We start from the raw sequence: 22,003 nt of genomic DNA, 5'->3' as shown, positions 1-22,003 counted from the left end.
CATATTCGCCATGCAACTCCTATCAAGGACTGATAATCCATTTTCTCTACTAGGTATATATACTTATTAAATGAAAAATTTCTGATAATAAAAATATATCATAATGCCTAGTTTTTTACAAAATATTTCCTAACTAACGAAATAAAATGAAATGACCCAGTAATAAAATAGCAGGCATTAGAAGGTTTATTACTTATATCAGCAATTGCATTAAGCCAGTCCTTGTTTATTAATTTGTTCTTAAACGAAGCGGAATGATATAAAGCCTCCACAGATTCTGCCCTAGAATGGTCAAATGTCGTTAACGTAATTTGTGTAAAATGCGCACTCAACTGATTTAACATCCGATCCAATTCTTTATCTCTGAAACCCGCAAAAATTAAATACCTTTCTCTGTCTGCATAATTTTGTAATACAGTTTGAATAAATGATTGAATTCCCGCTGTATTATGTGCAGCATCAATAATGATCGTTGGGTTATGATGTACCAATTCAAATCTACCAGGCAGTTGTGATTGATGAATTCCAGCTAGGGCCTTATCCCAGTTAATCGAATAATCATACCTCTCTACTAATACCAATGCCATCATTGCCAGAGACGCATTCATTTGTTGGTGGTTACCATTCATGTTTAACGATACATTCATTTTGGTTGTTGTGTTGGTCCATTCAAAACGTTGTCCATAGGCTGATTGTTCAAGAGATTTCATCTTAAATTCTTTGGCAAATTGATAAAATGGTGCATGAAGTGACATCGCCTTATGCTTCATTACAGCTAATGCTTCCTGATCCATTTCACCAACAATGACAGGAATATTTCTTTTTATGATTCCTGCTTTATGATGGGCAATCTCTTTTATCGTGTCTCCTAAAAAAGCAATATGATCCCTCGCTACATTTGTTATAATGGATAACATGGGAGTGAAACAATTTGTCGTATCTTGCAAGCCTCCCATCCCTGTTTCAATTAAGGCAAAGTCAACTCGATCAACAAAATAAACAAATGCAAGTGCCGTGATAATTTCAAATTCAGTAGGATGATTATTTGCATTATCCAACTCTTGTATGGCAGGATACATTTCCTCTACTAAAGAAATAAACGTTTTTTCCGGAATTGCCTGATCATCTAATAAAACATGTCCGGTTAAACCATCAAGGCTCGGAGATGTAAAAACGCCAACATGGTAACCATTAAACCTTAATGCATCCTTTACATAATTAATGGTTGAACCTTTCCCATTAGTCCCAGCAACATGAATCGCATTCAGTTTATTTTGTGGATTGTCGAGTAATTGTAACAAACGCTTCATTCTATCAAGACCTGGTTTTATACCGAACTTTTTCCTGTTCGCAAAAAAATTTTGTACTTGCTGAAAGTTTTCAAACATATGTACACCGCTTTTCCGATAAATTATCAAATCGTATATTAAGTATACCAAAAACAATCCAATGTATAGAAAGGAAAATAATTGTTGAACAAAAACGGATGGATCATTTATAACGGACAATTGACTGGAACTAAATTTCTTGATTTTGCCAAGTGGCTACAAAGCGCGGCATCAAAACAAGGGATCAAAACGACGATATACAAAAACAGTGAACTTTTTTCCTATTTAGGAGACAACAAACTCACTATTATCGGCGAACGGTTGTTACCCGACTTTGTTATTTTTACCGATAAAGACATTTATTTAGCTAAACAATTAGAATTACTAGGTATTCGGGTTTTTAATTGTGCCAAAACAATTGAAATAAGTGACAACAAAATTGCAACGTACCAAATTTTGGCGCAACATCATTTGCCAATTCCGAAAACAATTATAGCCCCAAAACGATTTCCGGGTTCAGGAGATTTGGAACTAGACAATTTCCAACAGGTAATCGACGAATTCGGGTTTCCGATGATCCTCAAAGAAGCTTACGGATCATTTGGTGAACAAGTTTATTTGGTGCATACAAAAGCGGAAATGGTTGCTAAAATAAAAGAAATAGACGATAAGCCATTTGTCTTTCAAGAATTAATCACCACAAGTTATGGCAAGGATATGCGCTTACACGTAGTTGGCGATGAAGTTGTCGCAGCAATGACCCGACATGCGTCAGATGATTTTAGAGCGAATGTAACAGCGGGTGGTACGATGCAAGCTTATCAACCGGCTGAACGGGAAAAAGAAATAGCTGTAGCTGCAACAAAGGCGATAGGTGCCGATTTTGCAGGAGTTGATTTATTATTTGGACCAGATAATAATCCAATCATTTGTGAAATCAACTCTAATGCGCATATTCGTAATATGTATAACTGCACAAACATTGATGTTGCTGATTATATTATTAGTTATATCAAGAATACCTTTTAAAGTCCGAAAACTATTCCCGGAAACTGACTCTTTCCCATAAGCTCTTTTCAAAATGTTAATTGCTTTTTAATTTCGTAGTTGATAGAAACTGCGACGTAGAATAGGATGACGGACTGTCGTTCCGGAAATACACTTCGCTTTCCGGAACGGCGGATGAGCAATTTCTTAGTTACATCGCATTTTATTTTTTTTGTGTAAAAAACATCAATCTTTTTGAAAACATACTTTAAAAAGCCAAATGTAAAAAAAAGCGAGGCTGATTAATCGTGGAACAGACTGGTTGGCTAGTATATAGCGAAACAGATGCAGAACAGAATAGAGACTATATTAATTGGTTTATAGAAGAGGCACGCTTACAAGAAATACATCTTGAATTAATATTACGTGAGGATCTTACAATCGGTATTTTCCAAAATCAACGGGTGATACACCATAAAAATAAAACTGTTCGCTTGCCTGAGTTTACGGTGGTTCGCACTATTGACCAATTATTACGTTTGCATTTAGAAGCATGTGGAGTGACAGTATTTAACTCCTCTCATACAGCTAGAATCTGTAATAATAAGGCATTAACACATCACCATGTCATCAATCTTCATATCCCTATGGTAGATACAATATTTAGCAAAAAACATACGTTATCAACAAATCCACCTGCTTCCTTTCCTTTTGTCCTAAAAGAAACTGGTGGAAGGGGTGGAAAGCAAGTGTATTATATTCGTAATATAGAAGATTGGAAAACTAGTCTAGCTGCCCTCTCTACAGATGAAGTAATCATCCAATCCTGTGACGTTTCACTTGGAAAAGATGTACGTGTATTTGTTGTTGGCAACGAAATTGTTGGTGCTGTATTACGGGAAAACACCAATGATTTCCGTGCAAATTATAAATTAGGCGGTTCAGCAACTTGGTATATGCTAAAACCCCACGAAATTGCGTTGATCAACAAAATCATTCATTCCTTTGACTTTGGTATGGTTGGGATTGACTTTTTAATAGCCAAAGATGGCAGCCTGCTATTTAATGAAATTGAAGATGTAGTTGGATCGCGGACACTCAGTGTAGTCAGTGATATCAATATACTGAAAATCTATATAAAACACATTAAGACTAAATTAGAACAAAAGCGGAATCCCCTATAATATGAGAATTCCGCTTCTTCTTATCCTTTTAATTCAGTTAATCGTGCTTTAACTTTCGCCTGCTTTTCCAGATAATCTTGTTCTTTTTGTTTTTCTTCATCTACAACCGCTTGTGGTGCCTTGCTAACAAACCCTTTGTTTGCCAGTTTTTTCTGCACTCGTTCGACTTCCTTATTCCATTTTTCCAGTTCGCTTTCCAACCGCTTTATTTCTTTATCAAAGTCAATTAACCCTTCAAGCGGTAAAAATAATTCTGCACCGGTAACAACAGCCGACATTGCTTTTTCCGGAACATTCACATTGAGGGCAATCTGTAGTTCACTTGGATTACAGAAACGCTCTAAATAATCGCGTTCACCTTCCAGTTCTGCCAAAACGGCTTCATTCTCCGTTTGAATCAACAGACTGATTTGTTTTGACATTGGTGTATTTACTTCTGCTCGGATGTTTCTCACAGCTTTAATAATCGACACAAGTCGTTTCATTTCATCAGCAGCTTTTTCATCGTGTAGACCTGAGCGAGCTTCCGGCCATTTTGCAATGGTAATCGATGCTCCTTGATGAGGTAGTGCCTGCCATATCTCTTCGGTAATGAATGGCATATATGGGTGTAACATACGCATCGTGTTATCTAGTACATATGCTAGAACAGATCTTGTCGTTTGCTTTTTCGATTCATCATCCCCATACAATGGAATCTTGGCCATTTCAATATACCAATCACATAATTCATCCCAAATAAAATTATACAAATGGCGCCCAGCTTCACCAAATTCATACTTATTCGTATTCCTTGTTACTTGTTCAATCGTTTCATTCAATCTTGTTAAAATCCATTTATCGGCTAATGATTTTTCACCAGTTAAATCAATATCTTCATAGGAGAAATCTTCCATATTCATTAATGAAAAGCGGGATGCGTTCCATACCTTATTAGCAAAGTTCCATGTTGATTCTACTTTATCCCAATGGAAACGCAAATCCTGGCCTGGCGATGAGCCTGTCAATAAGAAATACCTTAATGAATCAGCCCCATACTTTTCAATCACATCCATTGGATCGACTCCATTACCGAGCGATTTACTCATTTTTCTTCCTTCAGCATCACGAATTAAACCATGAATTAGCACATCTTTAAATGGCCGTTTACCAGTAAATTCTTTTGATTGAAAAATCATTCGTGCAACCCAAAAGAAAATAATATCATAACCAGTCACAAGTGCATCTGTTGGAAAATATCGTTTAAAATCTTCTGCCTCTGTATCTGGCCAACCCATTGTGGAAAAAGGCCATAGCGCAGATGAAAACCATGTATCTAATACATCCTCATCCTGCTCCCAATTCTCTATATCTTCTGGTGCTTCTTTACTAACGTAAAGCTCGCCAGTTTCTTTATGATACCATGCTGGAATACGATGCCCCCACCATAATTGACGAGAAATACACCAATCGCGAATATTTTCCATCCAATGTAAATAGGTCCGTTCAAAACGCTCTGGAACAAAATTAACTTTTTCATCACTTTGTTGTAACTCAATTGCTGCATCTGCTAATGGTTGCATATTTACAAACCATTGCGTGGACAAATATGGTTCGACAACTGCTCCACTTCGCTCGGAATGTCCAACCTGATGTGTATGGTCTTCAATTTTAAATAGTACACCTAATTCTTGAAGATCTTCCACAATTTGTTTACGGCAATCGAAACGATCTAGTCCTTCGTATTTGCCAGCATTCCCATTCATTGTCCCATCTTCATGCATCACAAGAATTCGTTTTAAGTTATGCCTGTTACCAACCTCAAAGTCATTCGGATCATGTGCTGGTGTGATTTTGACGGCGCCTGAACCAAATTCCATATCTACATACTCATCAGCAACGATTTCGATTTCGCGGCCGACAATTGGCAGAATTACTTTACGGCCAATTAAATGCTTGTAACGGTCATCTTTTGGATGTACAGCAATAGCAGTATCGCCAAGCATCGTTTCCGGGCGCGTTGTAGCAATCTCAATAAATTCGTCGCTATCTTTCAATGGATAACGCAAGTGGTAAAAGTGCCCTTGCAGTTCCTGATATATAACTTCAATATCGGAAAGAGCTGTTTTGGTTTGCGGATCCCAGTTAATTATATATTCCCCGCGGTAAATGAGTCCCTTTTCATAAAGGGTAACAAAAACTTCACGAACTGCTTTTGATAGCCCTTCATCCATCGTAAAACGCTCCCGAGAATAATCAAGACCAAGACCTAACTTCTCCCATTGTTTTCGGATGAAATCGGCATATTCTTCTTTCCAATCCCACACTGTCTCCAGAAATTTTTCACGGCCCAAATCATGACGATTTTTACCTTGCTCTCTCAATTTCGCTTCAACTTTAGCCTGAGTTGCAATTCCTGCATGATCCATTCCAGGCAGCCACAACACATCATAGCCTTGCATTCGTTTCATTCGGGAAATGGTATCTTGCATGGTCGTATCCCATGCGTGACCAAGGTGTAGTTTTCCCGTTACATTTGGCGGTGGAATAACGATTGTATATGGCTCCTTGTTTTCATCACCTGTTGCCTCAAAAAACTTCCCATCAACCCAAAATTGATAACGTCCCTTTTCAATCTCCTGGGGGTTATATTTTGAAGGTAGTGACGACTTTGGTTTTTCACTCATAAGAAATCCTCCTTTTGGTAACAAAAAAATCCTTTTCATCCAATAAAGGACGAAAAGGATATATTTCCGTGGTACCACCTTTGTTTACAAGCTGTATTACACTCGTACACTCATGCTTGATAACGGACAAGATCCGGCTTTTTCTAATTCATTCAAAAAAGCTGCATCAAGGGCGACCTTCCAAATAATCTATCCTAGGAAATTCTCAGCTCATGATTTCCCTCTCTTTAGGTGATTCATCTGTACTCTTCCCAATCATCGCATTTCATTTCATTATTAACTATTCTAGCGATAATGAATAAAAAAATCAACAATTAATATACGCATTGCACAAAACAGCTTGATTTATTCATATCATATTAAGAAGGTACTAAAAAGTGATAAGAAGAAGGTGAGTAAGTTGGCTCGTTATTATCGTTATCGGCTCCCACCATGGGCAAGGCATTGTCTTTTTGTCGTTGAAAAATGCACCCTTCCAATCTTAATTTTTCAATTAGTTCGTACCCTGTTTTTCCCAACAACATTAGACGTGTTTTTATTAGGAATACTTGTCGGGCTATTTATTGCTTTTTATTTAGAATGGATTTAACTTTCCGATTCATCAATTGACTCGGTAATTGTGTCAGTATACGCTGTCCATTTTACTGCATATGATAGCTGTCGATGACAATGCTGCAATTGTTTTATCTGATCAACTTCTGAATATGCAGTTGTGTTCTTGATATATTGCTCAACTATCGTTATGTATTTTGTAGGATCTAATAAATGAATGGATAGCAAACAGAGTTCAGTCTCTGTTAACTTATTTTCTTCTATATAAGCGAAAAACATATCCACGAGATGTTCAGCTGGATCGTCATATTGTTTGGTTACATTATGAAATAATCCAGCTAAATCAACAGCTGCATTATTAAAATGGGATTTTTCCCAATTTATAATGTGTGTGTGATGGTCATAAATAATATGGGAGAAGTCAAGCTGACCATGGCATAGAGAATAATACCAAACGGATTGATTTTGTAGATCGTATACAAATTGCTCGATTCGATTCATTAATTCATCAAAAACAAACTCAAGATCACGATATTGGGTACAAACTAACAGTTCAACAGGTGACATATACCGATTCTTTTCAAATTTCTCCACATATTGTAATAGGATTAACCTATTTTTCTTAAGTTGTGCCTGATATCTTTCAAAACTATTAATAACCTTTTCGCTGTCCATAGCTAAAGACTGCCTTGTTTGAGTATGAATCGTACCAATACTTCGGTACATCCGTTCAATTTGTTGCTTGGGTTCGATTGGATTGGACGAAAGCCATGGTGTCAGATAATAGAACGTATCATTAATCTTTTCGTGTGATTTTCCTTGTTCTGTTAAGTAGACTGGTAAAATACTTGATATGTTTTGTTTATATGACTGGTGATAGACATTTTCCCAATTGACAATGGTTTCACTAGTTAATTTACTTATTTTCAAGGCATAAGAATGGTGGGAATCTGATATTTTCAACAGATTATCTGTTATATGATCTATTGTTACTGCATTAATCCGATACGACGCTAACACTTTTCTAATATTATCCATTTCTTATCGTTCCACCTTTTGACAAACTAGATACCCCTTGACATAAGAAAAGCACAAGCGCCCGGTTAGCAACGTACAAACTGGAGCACTCTGGGACTGCACTCCGTTCGCCCCACCAAAAAGACTCGCTGTGAGCTAAAGGAAACATGCCCCTTCATAGGGGTATGCCGACGTTGGACGCAAAGTCCGGTCTTAGTCGGCCTTCCTTATTATAACAGCCGATGTCGACTTATCGTAGTGGAGGAGCGTGAAGTTTGCTAGTTGCTGGGCGCTGAAGCTGGACATGGCCTACTTTGATATGAGCATAAAAGCACCTCGAATTTTACACTTTCTTATACTTGAACAAAAACGCAAGGGGTACAACGATTATAGATGTTAGATTGACAGCATATTATTCTTTGTTTTTCTTAAAAGGAATATATAATAATTGACCTTCCGATAATGTATCATTAGCTAATCGATTTTGTTTTGCCAATTGAGGTGCCGAAAGCTTATAACGATCAGCAATTGTTTCAAGCGTGTCATTTTCCTGAACAATACACACCCGCATTCTAGAAAAGTGCTCTTCATCATCTCTAAACATGTCAGATAAATAACCAACGTCTTCTAATTCATCTTGATTATCACGATTTTCGTCGCTTTCTAACTGGTTACTAGATTCATCGCTGTCCTGGTTTTCTTGATCTTGGTTGCTTTTTAGCTGAATTCCAGATTCTTCACTTTCACGACTTTCATATAAATCCTGTGAATCCACATAGTCATTAACATCTGGTGATGCATGATAGGAATCAGCAGTTGAGCTTTCCACATAAGGAGGATCAGGTTCTGATTCAGGATCCTTTTTGAAAAATTCGGCAAAACTTTGTGACTTTTTATTTTTCCAGCGGTCTGGTGAATCTGTTTCAGCCAATCCGTCCGATAATGTCGGTGTGTTAGAGTAGTCGACTGATTCTGACTTCGTTTGCATATCCAAATCTTGACTCTCTTTTATATCAAATTCGAATGTTTGATCAGTTTCTAGCTGGTAGTCTGTCTCCTCATTTTCATCTCTCGGACTTTCTTCCTGCTCACTAATTCCATGAATTGCAATGGTAGAAATAAATTTAAGTTGATTAGAATCAGGTAATTCGTAATCGAACGAATCGATACTAACTGTCACCTCATCCAAATCACCTACACGATATGTTGGAACGGATATCTCAACAGGAAATCGATGCGAAAATTCCGTTTCCCCGTCCTCTGTATCCACTACCCTCTCAACAAATCGCCTCGCATGATAATCATCTAATTCATCCACACTATCAGCCTGTTCATCCATGTCCGCTTTTACATATTCCCCTTGAAGCTCGATTACTCCTCTAATCGAAATGTACTCATGAAAAGCTTGAATCGAAATTTCTGGATCCAAGGATATCCCCATCAGCTCGCTAACTTCCTGTCCTCTTTCAAAATAGAGAGACTCGTTTAACTCAAAACTAAAAACAGCTTGATCATTTGACAAGTGATTTCCTCCCTTCAACATATATAGCCCATCTACTTATATGCCTTATCTAACTATATGAAAACAGAATAAATTATATGCTAAATAAAAAAGCTACCCAATAATGGATAGCTAAGTAACTTACTTTTCAATTTTTGCAAATGCATTTCGTACCGCTTGGATCGTTTTTTCAATGTCTTCATCCGTATGTGCAGTCGATAAGAACAATCCTTCAAATTGAGAAGGTGGTAAAAAGATGCCTTCCTCAATCATCGCCCGATAATACTGGGCAAAGTAGTCCAAGTTAGACTGTCTGGCCGTATCATAATTAATAACCGGTTCATTCGTGAAAAAGACACCAACCATGGAACCAGCACGGTTAATATGGAGCGGAATAGCAAAATCAATTGCGGCCTGTTTGTAACCTTCAACTAGACGATCTATTTTTTGATTTAATAATTCATAGGAATTTTCATCCATTGCGCTTAATGTCTCATACCCAGCAGTCATTGCCAATGGATTCCCAGATAACGTTCCTGCCTGATAGATGGTTCCAGTTGGTGCAATGCTTTCCATGATTTCCCTTTTACCGCCAAATGCGCCAACTGGTAATCCACCGCCAATTACTTTTCCTAGACAAGTTAAATCTGGTGTTACACCAAAATAACCTTGCGCACAATTATAACCAACACGGAATCCCGTCATTACCTCGTCAAAAATTAGCAATGTCCCGTTATCCTCGGTCATCTTTCTAAGATTTTGCAAAAAGTTCTCTTGCGGAGGGACAACACCCATATTTCCTGAGACAGGCTCAACGATAACTGCAGCAATTTCCTCACCATAATTAGCGAATGCCAAACGGAGACTTTCCTCATCGTTATATGGCACCGTAATTGTATTTTTGGCAATTGATTCCGGAACACCAGGAGAATCAGGCAAACCTAATGTCGCAACACCTGACCCAGCCTTAATAAGCAGTGAGTCACCATGTCCATGATAACAGCCTTCAAATTTCAAAATTTTATCCCGTCCTGTGTAACCTCTTGCTAACCGTAAAGCACTCATTGTTGCTTCTGTTCCTGAATTCACCATGCGGACAAGTTCAATCGATGGTACACGTTCTACTACAAGTTGTGCTAATTTATTTTCCATCAATGTTGGCGCACCGAAACTTGTTCCTTTTTCAGCTGTTTCCTTCAACCTATTAACAACCCGATCATCAGCATGTCCTAAGATAAGAGGTCCCCAACTTAATACATAATCAATGTACTCATTGCCGTCAATATCTGTTAGTTTCGATCCCTTTCCATGATCCATAAAAATAGGCGACATCCCGACTGATTTAAATGCCCGTACTGGTGAATTCACACCACCTGGCATAAGATCCACTGCTTCCTTGTATGCATCCACTGATTTATCGAAACGTTTCACTTTTCATCACCTCATATGTTTATTTACTCATTCAACCACTTTGCTACATCTTTGGAAAAGTACGTGATAATTAATTCTGCTCCAGCACGTTTCATTGCTGTTAATTTTTCCATCACTAGCTCACGTTCATTAATCCAACCATTTTGCGCAGCAGCTTTCACCATCGCGTATTCACCACTAACATTATAAGCAACAATCGGTGCTTTAAAATTATTACGAACATCGCGAACAATATCAAGGTAGGACATTGCTGGTTTAACAATCAAAAAGTCTGCACCCTCATCCATATCTGATTCTGCTTCACGCAATGCCTCCAATCGATTGGCAGGATCCATTTGATAGGTTTTGCGATCGCCAAACTGTGGTGTACTATTTGCCGCATCACGGAATGGGCCATAGAATGCTGATGCATATTTAACCGCGTAAGACATAATTGGTATATTTATGAATCCAGCTTCATCTAAAGCTTGACGAATTGCAATTACAAAACCGTCCATCATATTGGATGGTGCAATAATATCTGCACCAGCTTCAGCCTGTGATACAGCCGTCTTTGCCAATAATTTAAGTGATTCATCATTATCAACGTCCCCATCGTGAATTACACCACAATGACCGTGAGAGGTGAATTCGCATAGGCATGTATCGGCGATAACAAGCATTTCGGGTGTTTTATTTTTTATTTCGCGAGTCGCCTTCTGCACAATACCATGATCATGAAATGCACCTGTTCCTACTTCATCTTTCTCATTTGGTACACCAAAAAGAATAACTGCTTTTATTCCAAGTGCTTGTAATTCATTCATTTCCTCCTCTAAATAATCAAGGGAAATATGGTAAACACCAGGCATCGATGGTACTTCATTCTTCACCTTTTCACCTTCAACAACAAATAGGGGATAAATTAAATCTTCTTTGTTTACTTGATTTTCTCTTACTAATGAACGCATCGCATTTGATGAACGTAAGCGACGATGGCGTTTAAAGTTCAATGTATTTGTCATCTTCATCTATCCTTCCTGAACGATGTAATTACTAATTCTTTCTAGCATTCCTTCGATTGTAAACTGTGTTGGAATTAAGGTATTGGCAAATCCCAGTGCTTCCGCTTTTTGTTGTGTAGTTGTCCCAATACAAACACATGGCAGTCGCTTAATTTTCTCCACATGTTTCAAGTTCATTTCCATAAATGCTTCCACTGTTGACGGACTTGTAAACGTGATAAAATCAATGATCTGTTCTGAAAGCAAGCTTTGCAGTTTTGAACTGATTGCCACATTATACGTGGTTTCATATACTTCGATTGTATCAAAGGTAATATTGTTTTTATGAAACGCATCAGGCAACACGTCACGTGATCGGTTTCCCCTAACTAGTAAAACCGTTTTGTCAGCGGTAAAACTAGCTAAAAACTCTTCCGCCATGACTTCTGCATTATACGTGGAAGGAATGAAATCAGCTTCATATCCAAATTCTTTAAGTGCAACTTCTGTTTTATGACCAACAGCAGCCAACATACTTGTTGCGAGCTGTTTATCGGCGATATTATTTTCTTTCATAATTTGAAAAAAACAACGTACACCATTTGCGCTCGTGAAAAATATCCATTGATACGTATTCAATTTTTTCAATATCGTTTGATTTCCTACTGCATTCTTACACGTAATTTTCAAAAGTGGTGCCTCTACTGGTTTTCCGCCATGTTGCTTGATCATTTCGGAAAATTCCTTTGCCTGATTCTTCTCTCTTGTTATCAGGATACTTTTACCGTGTAAAGCACAGTTCATTACTCGTCAAGCTCCTCTTTCACTTCATCGACGATATCTTTTGCTCCCCGTTTAATCAGTTTTTCAGATGCTTCTCTACCAACTGCAACGGGATCTGTTCCACGAACAACTTCTTTTAATACAGTTTTACCATTTGATGTAGCAACTAATGCCGTTAAAATAACTTCATCGCCCTCTAGATAGGCATGACCGGCGATTGGAATCTGACAGCCACCCTCCAATAAATGCAGGAACGTTCGCTCTGCTGTAACCGTTTTGGTTGTATATGCATCATTTAGTTCAGTCAACAGTGCATTAACCTCTTGATCATCTTCACGGCATTCAATCGCTAAAGCACCTTGTCCTACAGCTGGAACACAAACTTCCGGATCTAAAAACTCGGTGATAAGGTCTTCGCTCCAGCCCATCCGTTTTAGACCAGCCGTTGCTAAAATAATGGCATCATAGTCCTCTTCTTCAAGCTTGCGTAACCTTGTTTCAATATTCCCTCTTACCGATTTGATTGTAACATCTGGACGCGCTGCTAAAATTTGGGCAGCTCGACGTAAACTACTTGTACCAACAATCGCCCCTTCAGGTAAGTCTTTCAGGGCTTTATGATCTTTTGCAATATATGCGTCCCGATGGTCTTCACGTTCAGGAATCGAACCAATTGTAAGTCCCTCTGGTATAATAGCAGGCATGTCTTTCATACTATGAACAGCAAAATCAATTTCTTTATCATACATTGCCTGTTCAATTTCCTTAACAAAAAGACCTTTACCACCGACTTTTGACAATGTTACATCAAGAATTCGGTCGCCTCTAGTCACTATTTTCTTTATTTCAAATTCATTCTGTATCCCTTTTTTCTTTAATTGGTCAATAACCCATTCAGTTTGTGTTACTGCCAGATTACTTTTTCTAGTTCCAACAACAATTTTACGCATTTGACAACCTCCTTAAGTATGTTAGATATGAAAATTTGATAAGAAATTAAATAAAAAGAAGTTTATTAATAAAATTAAAAACGCAGCCGTATTGTATAAAGAAATTGACTTCCCTTGATAACCCTTCATAATCCTCAAAAATAAATATACGATATATGCACCTAATACAATCAACGAGCCAATCGTTTTTAAATCGAACCAATAGAATTCTGCATTGGCAACTTCTGCCCACACAAAGCCTAATATAATGGCAATTAAAAGCAGTGGTACACCTAGTGTAATTGCCATAAAAGAATAGGTATCAAGTCGTTTTAAATCACCAAATCGCCATATCCACTTAAAGCCTTTTTTCTGTTTTAAAAAACGGTATTGCACGATATACATGATGGACAGAAGAAAAGAGATGGTAAAGAACCCGTATGACACGATGGCAAGTGTTATATGGGTAATTAACAGTTCGTTAACTATCTCAATTCCACGTTGTTGCATGCCTTCCTCTACTTTAGTTGATAGATAGAATAATAAAATAAAAAAACCAAAAACATTGGTAAAAAACACGATAAAGTGTATGGAGAATAATTTATTGATAATCAGTGAAAAAGTTACAAGTACCCATGAATAAAAGAATAGACTATCATAAATTGTAAAGACTGGAAAAGCTGCTTCAAAAAATACTTCACTTAACAAAAAAGCGGTTTGTATAACCCAAACCATACTAAGTAACCAGAAGGCAATTTGATTCACCCTCCGGTTATGTTGTATAAAGTCGATAAAGTATCCAATCAAACTTAAACCATAAATGATAAGTATGATCTCATAAAGCCATTTTGATTCAGTCATAAAGGGAATCCTTTCATCTTACTGCGCATTCAACGTTTTTAGGTTCGGAAAGGATACATTTTCATTTTGCTCTACATTATTATTTTTTTTTGCCTGTTTTTCAATCTCAGTTTTCACGTCATCTTCTATTCCAAAAATATTCATGAATAATGCCAATGTTTCATCCGCTTTTTCACTTGCAGCCATTTCTTTTGCTTGTGTAACGGGCTCTTTGAGCAATTGATTAATAATACTTTTTGTATGTTTATTCAGTACTTTTTTCTCGCGAGCTGTTAAGTCAGGCATTTTCCGCTCAATGCTTTCCATTGTACCAGCTTGAATAGCCAATGCTTTTTTCCTTAATGCTGATATGACAGGAACTACTCCTAACGTCTTTAGCCATTCATTAAATGTGACAATTTCTGCTTCTAACATTACTTCAATTGCTTCCGCTTCCGCTTTACGTGATGCCATATTTTCATCTACAATGTGTTGCAGATCATCAATATCATATAAGAAAACACTGTCTAATTCACTCAACCGTGAATCTAGATCTCTTGGAACAGCAATATCAACAAGAAATAACGGGCTGCCTTTTCGTCTTTTCTGAATCGGTTCTAAATCTTCTTTTGTTAGTACAACAGAATTCGATCCTGTTGAGCTGATTAAGATGTCAGCATCCTTCATGACTTCCAACAGGTGATCCGACTGTTCTGCCTTTGCCTGAAATTTTTCAGCCAAATGCTCAGCTTTTTCAAGAGTCCGGTTGATTACCGTTATTTCGGTTGCCCCTGAGCCATGAAGATTTTCAGCCGCTAATTCACCCATTTTACCCGCACCAAGAATGACAACATGCTTATTCTGTAAATTGCCAAAGATTTTCTTGGCTAACTCTACAGCTGCATAACTGACAGAAACTGCCTGTTCGCCAATTGCAGTTTCTTTATGTGACCGTTTAGCAAACGTGATTGCCTGTTTAAACAGCTCATTAAAAATGGTTCCTGTTGTTTGTACCTCCTGAGCAGTTAAGAATGCCTGTTTTACCTGCCCAAGGATTTGTGTTTCTCCAAGAACCATGGAATCAAGGCCAGATGCTACACGAAAAAGATGCTCAATCGCACCATCACTTTCCGCAATTCGCAAATAAGAAGAAAATTCCTCCTTATCAACTTGAAACCATTCTTCTAAAAAATGTTTTATATAATAGCGTCCTGTGTGAACTTGATCAACGACCGCATAAATTTCCGTTCGGTTACATGTCGAAACAATTACATTTTCTAAAATACTTTTCTGATCTTTTAATCGCAACATGGCACGACCAATTTCTTGTTCAGGAAATTGTAGCTTTTCCCTGATTTCAACTGGGGCTGACTTATAATTAAATCCAACCTTTATGATATGCACTTTATTACCCCCACAAAACTTAAAAAGGATATTCAAACATAATCGTTTGCATACACTTTTCTAATCTAAATCTTATTATAACATGAAAAACCCACCATATTTTTTAAAAATGTGAACAGATTTTGAAACAATATGATAGGATAAAACGTATATTCATTTAAACTCGTTTGTACTTTATCATAACTATAATAACGAAGCAAGAAATCAATCTCCGTTACTGGAAGGGAAGCATATTATGAAAAAACAAAATTCATTTGCCGGTTACTTATTAATTGGCCTTGGGGCATTTTTCTTATTGCGCGAATTAAAACTGCCAATTGTAACTGATTTTTATTCATGGACAACACTCTTGATTATTATTGGTTTGGCATTGCTTATACATAGCTATAGTTCCAAAGATTATCAAAACTTATTCACAGGAACAATTATTTTAGGGCTTGGTATCCATTTCCACGGCGTAAATCATTACACATTTTGGATCGATCATTGGGCTGTGTATCCACTTATTGTAGGAATAGCCTTTATTGTTCGTTATTTACGGACAAAAAAGGGATTGCTCCCAGGTGTCATTCTAGTGATTGTATCGTTATTACTAATTTTCTCGATACGATTGCCTGTCTGGTTTAACTGGATCTATACCATCGTTGACCTTATCGAGAGATTTTGGCCAATTATTATCATCATTATTGGTATATATTTTTTAAAGAAAAGAAAATAACGAGGCAGTCCTCAATTGGACTGCCTCGTTAATTATAAGATGGAGCTTAGAAATGCTTGTGTTCGTTCTTCTTTTGGATCATCGAATAGTTCATTCGGTGGCCCGTATTCAATGATCCTACCGTCATGCATGTAAATAACCCAATCCCCTACTTCACGAGCGAATCCCATTTCATGTGTAACAACGACCATTGTCATCCCTTCTACGGCAAGCTCCTTCATTGTAGAGAGCACTTCTCCTACCAGTTCTGGGTCAAGTGCAGATGTTGGTTCATCAAACAGCATGACTTCTGGTTTCATTGCCAGTGCGCGGGCTATTGCTACGCGTTGTTTTTGACCTCCTGACAATGTCGAAGGATACACATCATATTTATCACCAAGACCAACCTTATCCAACAGCTTTTTACCTTCTTCTATCGCTTGCTCTCGTTTAATCCCTTTCACTTGTGTTGGCGCCTCTATAACGTTACCAAGTACAGTTTTGTGGGGAAACAGGTTAAAATGTTGAAACACCATGCCAACCCGTTCACGAACCTTATTTAAATCGTGTGTATTTTTTTCAATTTGCTCGCCTTCAATACTTATTTTTCCGCTATTTTTCATTTCTAAAAAGTTTAGGCACCTTAGTAATGTACTTTTTCCTGATCCACTTGCACCAATCAACACAACGACGTCGCTTTCATTAACTGATAGATCAATATCTTTCAGTACATGCAGATTACCAAATGATTTATTTAATTTTTCCACTTTTATCATCTCTTGTTTTTCACTCATACCGGCCCTCCTCGCTTAATCACTTTCAGCCATCTTTTTCTCAAGCATGTTAACCAATACAGTTAGTACCAACACGATAATCAAGTAATAAATTGCTACAGTAAAATAATAAGGCAAGTAGTCAAAGTTGTTAGATCCTTGTGTACTAGCTACGCCAAACAACTCTTGCATACCGATGAAAGAGACAAGTGAGGAATCCTTTATACCAATAATGAATTGGTTACCAAGTGATGGGACTGCACGGCGGAATGCCTGTGGTAAAATAATTCGCCGCATCGTTAGCCCTGTCGTCATTCCAAGTGATCGGCCTGCTTCTGTTTGACCTTTATCAATTGATTGTATTGCTCCGCGGATAATCTCAGCTATGTATGCTCCACTATGAAAGGCAAGTCCAGCTACACCAGCCCAAAACTTATCAAGCAGAACAATTTCCGTTAAACCATAATAGAGAATAAATATTTGCACAATAAGTGGTGTACCTCGAACAAGCCAGATATATGCATCGGCAATCCATTGCAATACGTGCAGATTAGAAATCTTCAATATTGCAAAAAATAGGCCGATTATAAAAGCAATTAACAATGATGCCACAGATAACTTGATTGTAATCCAAAACCCGTTTAAAAATAAGTCAAAGCTATTTATAAATACATCAAAAAAGTGTGTAATTGCAGTCAACGAATTCAACTCCTTAAAGGGACAAATGTGCACTAATTATGTGCACATTTGCTTTAGTGGTAGCAGCTATTAATTTAATTCCTCAGGTTCTTCTGTAATGTCAACACCAACCCATTCCATTGCTAATTCTTTCAATTCGCCGCTTTCTTTCATTTCTTTTAGTGCTTTATTTACAGCTTCTTGTAATTTATCATTATCTTTAGCAACTGCAACCGCTTGCTCACTAACACCAAGCTGGCCTCTGTTCTCAATCTCTAATCCATTATCAATTGCCGTTTGTCCCGTAATCGAGTCCGTGATTACCGCATCATGGTGCCCTTTTGCTAACGATTGAAGTGCGACCACATCACTGTCAACTTGCGGAATATTTTCCGTGTATTCTTGAGCCATTTCCACGTATGTGGATCCTCTAGATACGGAAATCTCTTTTCCTTCCAGATCCTCAGCTGATTGAATATCACTGTCAGGTCTTGTGTAAATTACTGGTCCAGAATAATAATACGCCCCTGAAAAATCAACTTGTTTTAGTCGCTTATCCGTAATCGTGTGACTTGCAACAGCAATATCATACCGTCCCTGCTTCACACCGGTAACGATACCAGAGAATTTGGCCTTTTGTTGAACTGGTTCCAAACCTAATTTATCAGCGATCGCTTCAGCAACCGCAATATCATAGCCGATCATTTTTCCATCTTCCATGTAACTAAATGGTTTAAATTCACCTGATGCCGCAAATGTAAGCTTCCCATCTTCAATAAGGTCATACGTTTCACTACTTTTACTATTGTCATCACTTTCATTTGTTGTGTCTTCACCAGATGTTTCATCCGAACCACATGCAGCTAACACAAGCAGAAAAAATGCGATGAAAACTATAATTTTCAGTCTTTTCATAAACTAAACATCCTCTCAATTAGTGTTTTAAGCGAATAAATAATTCCCATTGCAATTATATTCTAAATTATAGCAATAATTTTAGACACGCCCTAATCGCATTGACACCTATACAAACAAATACAAGTACATTTCTATTTATTTCATATATATATCTACCGCTCCCTTATATATGCAGTTAAATACGCCTGTATACTTGAGAATGCTTTAAATTTTCAGAAAAGTGATAAACAAAAAGGCTGCCCTATGGATCAAATATCTCCTAAGAGCAGCCTTCTTTAGGCATTTATATATATGATTTTAAAATTCCCCAAGCTTCATCTTTCCCCTCTCCAGTTTCAGCAGAAAAGGGTATAACAATATCGCTTGTTTCTACTTGTAATGTTTGGATTGTCCGCTGTAAATGTTTTGCACGCTTGCCTTTAGGGATTTTATCAAGCTTTGTTGCAATCACAATAACAGGGAGCTCAAAGTGTTTCAGAAAATCGTACATTAACACATCATCTTCGCTTGGTTCATGGCGAATGTCGGTTATCAGCAAAACTGCCTTTAAGTTGTCTCTTGTCTCAAAGTATTCCTCCATCATGCCGCCCCATTTTTCCCGTTCCTTTTTTGATACCTTAGCATAGCCATAACCGGGAACATCAACAAAATAAAACATCTCATTAATCTTATAAAAATTCAATGTTTGCGTCTTACCAGGTTTAGACGATGTCCGTGCCAAGTTTTTCCGATTAATAAGTTTATTAATGAATGATGACTTTCCAACATTCGAACGGCCAGCTAGTGCTATTTCCGGAAGTTGATCTCCAGGATATTGTTTTTTACTTACAGCACTTATAACAATTTCTGCATTAGTTACTTTCATGATTCTCCTCCAACAAGCGCATGCTTTAATACAGCATCTAAGTGATCAACAGGTATAAATGTTAAATCATTACGCACACTTTCTGGGATATCATCAATATCCTTTTTATTTTCTGCCGGGATGATAATAGTAGTAATCCCAGCTCTGTGCGCACTTAATGATTTTTCCTTTAAACCTCCGATTGGTAAAACACGGCCACGTAATGTTATTTCCCCTGTCATGGCTACTTCTTTCTTTACGGCTCTGCCTGATAACGCTGACACAAGGGCAGTTGCCATCGTAATTCCTGCTGACGGACCATCTTTTGGTACAGCTCCTTCTGGAACGTGGATGTGAATATCATATTTTTCATAAAAGTCCGGTTCAATCTGAAGCTCTTCCGCTTTCGAACGTATATAACTAAACGCAGCCTGAGCCGACTCCCGCATAACATCTCCCAATTTACCTGTTAGTGTCAGCTTTCCTTTACCAGGATAATGTGAAACTTCGATTGATAAAGTGTCTCCACCTGCTGTCGTGTATGCTAGTCCAGTTGCTGCGCCTACCTGGTCCTCTGTTTCCATTTGTCCATAACGAAAGATTGTTTTTCCAAGGAATTCTTCGATATTTTTTTCTGTAATAATAACCCGCTTTTTATCCTCGGAAATGATCACTTTAGCAGCTTTCCGGCACAGTTTCGCTATTTGTCGCTCTAGTCCTCGCACCCCAGCTTCACGCGTATACTGGCGGATTAATTTCAATAGTGCATCATCACGTATTTGTAGATTACCTTTTTTTAATCCGTTTTCGTTTAATTGTTTCTGCAATAAATGTTCTTTCGCGATATGCAATTTCTCTACTTCCGTGTAACCAGCAATCGATATTAGTTCCATTCGATCTAGTAATGGTCCTGGTATATTATTCACATAATTTGCGGTAGCGATGAATAACACATTCGACAAATCATATGTCTCTTCAATAAAATGATCACTAAAATTACTATTTTGCTCAGGGTCTAGTACCTCAAGCATTGCGGATGAAGGGTCACCACGAAAGTCATTTGACATTTTATCAATTTCATCCAACAAAAATACCGGATTAATGGTCTCAGCTTTTTTCATCCCTTGAATAATTCTTCCTGGCATTGCCCCAATATAGGTTCTCCTGTGTCCTCTTATTTCTGCTTCATCTCGAATACCACCTAATGATATACGGACAAAATGACGATTGATTGATTTTGCAATCGACTTAGCTAACGAGGTTTTCCCAACACCTGGAGGTCCAACAAGACAAAGAATCGGTCCTTTAATCGATTGCGTTAATTTTTGTACAGCTAAATATTCCAAAATACGTTCCTTTACTTTATCCAATCCATAATGATCTTCCTCTAAAATCTTGTGCGCTTTTTCGATTTCAATCGTATCATCCGTTTTATTTGTCCACGGCAGGGCCAATAACCATTCTAAGTAGTTTCTAATAACGGAACTTTCTGCAGAGCTTTGCGGAACCTTTTCATATCTGTCAAGTTCCTTCAATGCTACTTCTTTAATGCGATCTGGCATATCAGAGTTCTCAATTTTATCCCTTAGATCACTTACTTCACCAGTTTTTCCATCCTTTTCACCGAGTTCATTTTGGATTGCTTTTAATTGTTCACGTAAATAATATTCTTTTTGCGTTTTCTCCATCGATGTCTTGACACGCTGTCCTATTTTTTTCTCAAGATCAAGTACTTTTTTCTCATTGGAAATCAACTCAATTAAATGATTTAAACGGTCTTTGACATTTTCCATTTCAAGAAGATCTTGCTTGTCCTTTAATTTCAGAGATAAATGTGATGCCGTAATGTCAGCAAGTCTTCCGGGTTCATCAATATCCGAAACCGTTGCAAATGTTTCTTTTGTTATCTTTCTAGAAACTTTTGTATATTGTTCAAACTGCGCCAACAATGAACGCATTAACGCCTCTTCCTCATTTGACTTTCCATGTATGTCTTCCAGTTTATTTATTTCAACTGCATATTCATCTGTTTGATCGACAAAGCGAACAATTTCACCACGATATAACCCTTCAACAAGTACTCGGATTGTTCCATTTGGTAGCTTAAGCATTTGATTTACCTTTGCCAACGTGCCTATCCGATAAATATCTGCCGGTTCTGGGTCGTCAATACTAACCTTCTTTTGCGCCGCAAGAAAAATAGTCTGATCTCCCATCATTGCCTTTTCTAAGGCTGCAACTGATTTATCTCTTCCTACATCAAGGTGCAGCACCATTGATGGGAAAACAAGCAATCCACGTAACGGTAGGAGGGGAAGTTGGTTTGTACTGTTTGTCATTATATGTACCTCCATTTTTTGTATTTATTCTATGTAGTCCTTTTTATCTTCTTAAATTTTATAGAAATCTTATCCATTTGTAAAACAGAAATCAAGTTTAGTATTACCTTTTGTTTACGAACTAAACAAATATTTCATTACATTATGTA

At 37.5% G+C, this 22,003-nt stretch carries 19 protein-coding genes and 1 other annotated feature; of the genes, 4 read left to right on the top strand and 15 right to left on the bottom strand.

The features are described 5' to 3' along the window. Positions 1 to 107: 107 nt before the first annotated feature. Positions 108 to 1,388 (bottom strand): bifunctional folylpolyglutamate synthase/dihydrofolate synthase, encoded by a 1,281-nt coding sequence (locus C8270_RS11745; RefSeq protein WP_106497013.1) that lies wholly within the window; start codon positions 1,386 to 1,388, stop codon positions 108 to 110. Between the two features lie 84 nt (positions 1,389 to 1,472). Here C8270_RS11745 and C8270_RS11740 point away from each other — a divergent pair, with 84 nt between their 5' ends. Next, on the top strand, positions 1,473 to 2,357 hold the full coding sequence (locus C8270_RS11740; RefSeq protein ID WP_106497012.1) for an ATP-grasp domain-containing protein: 885 nt from the start codon (positions 1,473 to 1,475) through the stop codon (positions 2,355 to 2,357). 266 nt (positions 2,358 to 2,623) lie between these two features. Then, positions 2,624 to 3,499 carry an ATP-grasp domain-containing protein gene (locus C8270_RS11735; protein WP_106497011.1) on the top strand — a complete coding sequence of 292 codons (876 nt, stop codon included), beginning with the start codon at positions 2,624 to 2,626 and terminating at the stop codon, positions 3,497 to 3,499. 20 nt (positions 3,500 to 3,519) lie between these two features. Here C8270_RS11735 and C8270_RS11730 read toward each other — a convergent pair whose 3' ends face one another. Further along, positions 3,520 to 6,165 carry a valine--tRNA ligase gene (locus C8270_RS11730; RefSeq protein WP_106497010.1) on the bottom strand — a complete coding sequence of 882 codons (2,646 nt, stop codon included), beginning with the start codon at positions 6,163 to 6,165 and terminating at the stop codon, positions 3,520 to 3,522. A 42-nt stretch (positions 6,166 to 6,207) separates the two neighbouring features. Further along, positions 6,208 to 6,433, bottom strand: a binding site (T-box leader). 132 nt (positions 6,434 to 6,565) lie between these two features. Between C8270_RS11730 and C8270_RS11725 the strand changes: the two genes are divergently transcribed. Continuing rightward, positions 6,566 to 6,754, top strand: a complete 189-nt coding sequence (locus C8270_RS11725; protein ID WP_106497009.1) for a hypothetical protein — start codon at positions 6,566 to 6,568, stop codon at positions 6,752 to 6,754. Here C8270_RS11725 and C8270_RS11720 read toward each other — a convergent pair. The 8 genes from C8270_RS11720 to hemA all read right to left on the bottom strand — a co-directional run bounded on the left by C8270_RS11720 (position 6,751) and on the right by hemA (position 15,605). Beyond that, positions 6,751 to 7,755: a hypothetical protein gene (locus C8270_RS11720; RefSeq protein ID WP_106497008.1), complete on the bottom strand. Its 1,005-nt coding sequence runs from the start codon at positions 7,753 to 7,755 to the stop codon at positions 6,751 to 6,753. The genes C8270_RS11725 and C8270_RS11720 overlap by 4 nt on opposite strands. Positions 7,756 to 8,146: 391 nt before the next feature. Next, entirely contained in the window at positions 8,147 to 9,256 is a 1,110-nt protein-coding gene (gene spoVID, locus C8270_RS11715) for a stage VI sporulation protein D (RefSeq protein ID WP_234028551.1), read from the bottom strand. A gap of 120 nt (positions 9,257 to 9,376) precedes the next feature. Then, positions 9,377 to 10,666, bottom strand: a complete 1,290-nt coding sequence (gene hemL / locus C8270_RS11710; RefSeq protein ID WP_106497006.1) for a glutamate-1-semialdehyde 2,1-aminomutase — start codon at positions 10,664 to 10,666, stop codon at positions 9,377 to 9,379. Between the two features lie 23 nt (positions 10,667 to 10,689). Further along, a complete protein-coding gene (gene hemB, locus C8270_RS11705) occupies positions 10,690 to 11,670 on the bottom strand; it encodes a porphobilinogen synthase (RefSeq protein WP_106498525.1) in 981 nt (326 codons plus the stop codon). 6 nt (positions 11,671 to 11,676) lie between these two features. After that, complete coding sequence (locus C8270_RS11700) at positions 11,677 to 12,453, bottom strand: uroporphyrinogen-III synthase (protein WP_106497005.1); 777 nt, start codon at positions 12,451 to 12,453, stop codon at positions 11,677 to 11,679. Continuing rightward, the gene (gene hemC, locus C8270_RS11695; RefSeq protein ID WP_106497004.1) at positions 12,453 to 13,382 is read right to left on the bottom strand and encodes a hydroxymethylbilane synthase; all 930 of its coding nucleotides are present in this window, start codon (positions 13,380 to 13,382) and stop codon (positions 12,453 to 12,455) included. Before hemC ends, C8270_RS11700 begins: the two co-directional genes overlap by 1 nt. Before the next feature lie 21 nt (positions 13,383 to 13,403). Next, positions 13,404 to 14,222, bottom strand: a complete 819-nt coding sequence (locus C8270_RS11690; protein ID WP_106497003.1) for a cytochrome C assembly family protein — start codon at positions 14,220 to 14,222, stop codon at positions 13,404 to 13,406. Between the two features lie 18 nt (positions 14,223 to 14,240). After that, the gene (gene hemA, locus C8270_RS11685; RefSeq protein WP_106497002.1) at positions 14,241 to 15,605 is read right to left on the bottom strand and encodes a glutamyl-tRNA reductase; all 1,365 of its coding nucleotides are present in this window, start codon (positions 15,603 to 15,605) and stop codon (positions 14,241 to 14,243) included. Between the two features lie 235 nt (positions 15,606 to 15,840). On the opposite strand from hemA, the gene C8270_RS11680 reads away from it, so the two are divergent. After that, the gene (locus tag C8270_RS11680) at positions 15,841 to 16,323 is read left to right on the top strand and encodes a LiaI-LiaF-like domain-containing protein (RefSeq protein WP_106497001.1); all 483 of its coding nucleotides are present in this window, start codon (positions 15,841 to 15,843) and stop codon (positions 16,321 to 16,323) included. Between the two features lie 32 nt (positions 16,324 to 16,355). On the opposite strand, the gene C8270_RS11675 is transcribed toward C8270_RS11680, so the two are convergent. The 5 genes from C8270_RS11675 to lon all read right to left on the bottom strand — a co-directional run bounded on the left by C8270_RS11675 (position 16,356) and on the right by lon (position 21,854). Beyond that, on the bottom strand, positions 16,356 to 17,096 hold the full coding sequence (locus C8270_RS11675; protein WP_106497000.1) for an amino acid ABC transporter ATP-binding protein: 741 nt from the start codon (positions 17,094 to 17,096) through the stop codon (positions 16,356 to 16,358). Positions 17,097 to 17,111: 15 nt separating this feature from the next. After that, a complete protein-coding gene (locus C8270_RS11670) occupies positions 17,112 to 17,774 on the bottom strand; it encodes an amino acid ABC transporter permease (RefSeq protein ID WP_106496999.1) in 663 nt (220 codons plus the stop codon). A 69-nt stretch (positions 17,775 to 17,843) separates the two neighbouring features. After that, positions 17,844 to 18,668 carry a transporter substrate-binding domain-containing protein gene (locus C8270_RS11665; protein WP_106496998.1) on the bottom strand — a complete coding sequence of 275 codons (825 nt, stop codon included), beginning with the start codon at positions 18,666 to 18,668 and terminating at the stop codon, positions 17,844 to 17,846. 286 nt (positions 18,669 to 18,954) lie between these two features. Next, positions 18,955 to 19,536: a ribosome biogenesis GTP-binding protein YihA/YsxC gene (gene yihA / locus C8270_RS11660; protein WP_106496997.1), complete on the bottom strand. Its 582-nt coding sequence runs from the start codon at positions 19,534 to 19,536 to the stop codon at positions 18,955 to 18,957. Beyond that, entirely contained in the window at positions 19,533 to 21,854 is a 2,322-nt protein-coding gene (lon, locus tag C8270_RS11655; RefSeq protein ID WP_106496996.1) for an endopeptidase La, read from the bottom strand. Before lon ends, yihA begins: the two co-directional genes overlap by 4 nt. Positions 21,855 to 22,003 lie beyond the last annotated feature (149 nt).

The organism is Lentibacillus sp. Marseille-P4043 (genome assembly GCF_900258515.1).
Lineage (GTDB): Bacteria > Bacillota > Bacilli > Bacillales > Amphibacillaceae > Lentibacillus_C.
This window is presented reverse-complemented; position numbering and strand designations above follow the sequence as displayed.

Coding starts and splice junctions, on each gene's coding strand:
- hemC (WP_106497004.1), bottom strand. CDS start 13,382: ATGCGTAAAATTGTTGTTGGAACTAGAAAAAGTAATCTGGCAGTAACA.
- C8270_RS11700 (WP_106497005.1), bottom strand. CDS start 12,453: ATGAACTGTGCTTTACACGGTAAAAGTATCCTGATAACAAGAGAGAAG.
- C8270_RS11745 (WP_106497013.1), bottom strand. CDS start 1,388: ATGTTTGAAAACTTTCAGCAAGTACAAAATTTTTTTGCGAACAGGAAA.
- C8270_RS11680 (WP_106497001.1), top strand. CDS start 15,841: ATGAAAAAACAAAATTCATTTGCCGGTTACTTATTAATTGGCCTTGGG.
- C8270_RS11690 (WP_106497003.1), bottom strand. CDS start 14,222: ATGACTGAATCAAAATGGCTTTATGAGATCATACTTATCATTTATGGT.
- hemB (WP_106498525.1), bottom strand. CDS start 11,670: ATGACAAATACATTGAACTTTAAACGCCATCGTCGCTTACGTTCATCA.
- C8270_RS11730 (WP_106497010.1), bottom strand. CDS start 6,165: ATGAGTGAAAAACCAAAGTCGTCACTACCTTCAAAATATAACCCCCAG.
- C8270_RS11665 (WP_106496998.1), bottom strand. CDS start 18,668: ATGAAAAGACTGAAAATTATAGTTTTCATCGCATTTTTTCTGCTTGTG.
- lon (WP_106496996.1), bottom strand. CDS start 21,854: ATGACAAACAGTACAAACCAACTTCCCCTCCTACCGTTACGTGGATTG.
- C8270_RS11720 (WP_106497008.1), bottom strand. CDS start 7,755: ATGGATAATATTAGAAAAGTGTTAGCGTCGTATCGGATTAATGCAGTA.
- yihA (WP_106496997.1), bottom strand. CDS start 19,536: ATGAAAGTAACTAATGCAGAAATTGTTATAAGTGCTGTAAGTAAAAAA.
- C8270_RS11675 (WP_106497000.1), bottom strand. CDS start 17,096: ATGAGTGAAAAACAAGAGATGATAAAAGTGGAAAAATTAAATAAATCA.